Raw genomic sequence first — 221 nt, forward strand, 5'->3', positions numbered from 1 at the left:
GTTTATAGTCGCCATAGGGTACGTTGGTCTCACCAGTATCCGAAGCGCGACCGCCCATGCCGCCATAACTACCGCCAGATCGCGGATAATCACCTACAAGGGGCAGTGTTCCTTTCCCGCTAACATCCACGAATGAACTTGCATCAATCAAGAATGTGGTCGCACTGATAGTGACACCATCGGTAAAAGTGTCAGATGCCCTGGGCGTGGTGATTTTTCCG

The 221-nt window shown here is 52.0% G+C and carries 1 protein-coding gene; it reads right to left on the minus strand.

Annotation, left to right across the window (positions count from 1 at the left end):
- Positions 1 to 221 (minus strand): hypothetical protein (locus IG168_RS20735; protein ID WP_226877174.1); only part of this gene is annotated, 221 nt, incomplete at both ends.

The organism is Microbulbifer hainanensis, assembly GCF_014904735.1.
In the GTDB taxonomy this organism is placed as follows: Bacteria; Pseudomonadota; Gammaproteobacteria; order Pseudomonadales; family Cellvibrionaceae; genus Microbulbifer; species Microbulbifer hainanensis.